Consider the following 1,951-nt stretch of genomic DNA (forward strand, 5'->3'; position numbering starts at 1 on the left):
TCGCGAGCAAGCTCGCTCCCACACTCGATATCACGGGGTGGCCTCAGGCAACCTGGCAATCACCTTGATCTCGAACTGAAAACCATACAACCACGTCACGCCCACCGCCGTCAGTGTCGGATGCGGCGCGCTGCCCCAGAATTCGGGCACAACGCTCCATACCCGTTCGAAGGTCGACTCGGGATCGACCATGAACACCGTCACATCCACCACATCGTCAAAGCTGCAATCGGCCGCGGCCAGGATCGCCTTCAGGTTGTTGAACGCCAGCCGCACCTGAGCTTCCAGGTCGGGTTCCGGCGAACCGTCGGCGGTGCTGCCGACTTGCCCCGACACGAACAGGAAACCATTGGAACGAATCGCCGGTGAATAGCGATTGCGCTCATACAGTGCCTGGCGTCCGGGCGGGAAAACTACATCGCGCTGTGTCATTAAATATCTCCATCAAAGAGTGGGTTCCAAACGATGAACTCACTCTAGGGGCTTGTGTCCGGGGGATAAACGAGCAACCTTGGCGATCACTGTTTGTAAATTCCAAACAATCGGATCGATACCCGAGGCAGAAATGGATCGTTTTGATGCGATGCAAGCGTTTGTGCGAGTCGTGGAGGCGGGCAGCTTCACCAAGGCGGCGGAAACCCTGCACATGAGCAAGACCACCGTGACCCAATTGGTGCAGCAGCTCGAGGCACGGTTGCGGGTCAAGCTGCTCAACCGCACCACGCGCAAGGTCAATGTCACCGCCGACGGTGCCCTTTATTACGAACGGGTGATTCGTTTGCTGGCCGACATGGACGATGCCGAGACCAGCGTCTCCAGCGCCCAGGCGCTACCCCGCGGGCGTCTGCGGGTGGACGTGCCGAGCCCGCTGGCAGTGATGATCCTGGTACCGGCCTTGCCGGCGTTTTATGAACGTTATCCGGACATCCAGATCGACATGGGCGTCAGTGATCGCATCGTCGACATGATCGATGAAAGTGTCGATTGCGTGGTGCGCGGCGGTGAGCTGATGGATCAGTCGCTGGTGGCCCGGCGCGTCGGCGATCTTGCCCTCGGCGTCTTCGCCGCCCCGAGTTACCTGGCACGGTTCGGGCGGCCCGCGCATCCGCGCGAACTGGAAGATTCGCACCATCGCACCGTGGGTTTCCTGTGGGCGCGCACCGGTAAATCCCTGCCTTACGCCATGCGCCGTGGCAGTGAGCTGCTTCACGTCAAAGGGCGCTACGCCCTGGCCATCGACGACGGCAACGCCTACCTCGCCGCCGGCCTGGCAGGGTTGGGCGTGCTCTGGTTGCCGGAGTACATGTCCCGGCGTCACCAGGCGCAAGGCGAGTTGGTGCCGCTGTTCGAAGACTGGCACCTCGACCCGATGCCGCTCTACGTGGCTTACCCTCCGAACCGTCACGTCAATGCCAAGCTGCGGGTGTTCATCGATTGGGTGGTGGAGCTGATGGCGCAGCATGCGCCTATCATTGATCGACCGGTTTCGTGAAGTTTGTCTGTCCCGTTGTAGAGGAGATGCGCAATGGACCCATTCACTGGCGGTTGCCTATGCGGCAATGTTCGACTTGAAGCTGCTGGGCGCCCGTATCGCGTCGGTGTCTGTCATTGCCTCGATTGTCGCAAGCATCACGGGGCACTGTTCTACGCGGCGGCCGTGTTTCCCCAGGATGCGGTGACGATCGAGGGTGAAACCCGGGACTACGCCGGGCGATTTTTCTGCCCTCGCTGTGGCTCGTCGCTGTTTGCCCGCTCTGGCGACGAAATCGAAGTGCACTTGGGAATTCTGGATGCTCCCGGTCAACTGATGCCCACCTACGAAAGCTGGACCGTGCGCCGTGAGTCCTGGTTGCCGGCGTTTCCGCTCACCCGATGCTATGCCCATGATCGTGAGGGTACGGGGCGGTCTGAGGAATAGATGCAACGGGTTCTACCGTCATCGCCATGGATG

General features: G+C 60.8%; 3 protein-coding genes. 2 read left to right on the forward strand and 1 reads right to left on the reverse strand.

Annotated elements, in window-relative coordinates; translation table 11 throughout:
• Nucleotides 1–30: 30 nt before the first annotated feature.
• Nucleotides 31–432 carry a RidA family protein gene (locus J4E53_RS30445; RefSeq protein WP_103310784.1) on the reverse strand — a complete coding sequence of 134 codons (402 nt, stop codon included), beginning with the start codon at nucleotides 430–432 and terminating at the stop codon, nucleotides 31–33.
• Between the two features lie 133 nt (nucleotides 433–565).
• Here J4E53_RS30445 and J4E53_RS30450 point away from each other — a divergent pair, with 133 nt between their 5' ends.
• A complete protein-coding gene (locus J4E53_RS30450) occupies nucleotides 566–1,492 on the forward strand; it encodes a LysR family transcriptional regulator (RefSeq protein WP_103310782.1) in 927 nt (308 codons plus the stop codon).
• A gap of 33 nt (nucleotides 1,493–1,525) precedes the next feature.
• A complete protein-coding gene (locus J4E53_RS30455) occupies nucleotides 1,526–1,918 on the forward strand; it encodes a GFA family protein (protein WP_060741603.1) in 393 nt (130 codons plus the stop codon).
• Nucleotides 1,919–1,951: the final 33 nt, after the last annotated feature.

It is taken from the genome of Pseudomonas sp. FW305-28 (assembly GCF_017351395.1).
Lineage (GTDB): Bacteria > Pseudomonadota > Gammaproteobacteria > Pseudomonadales > Pseudomonadaceae > Aquipseudomonas > Aquipseudomonas fluorescens_AA.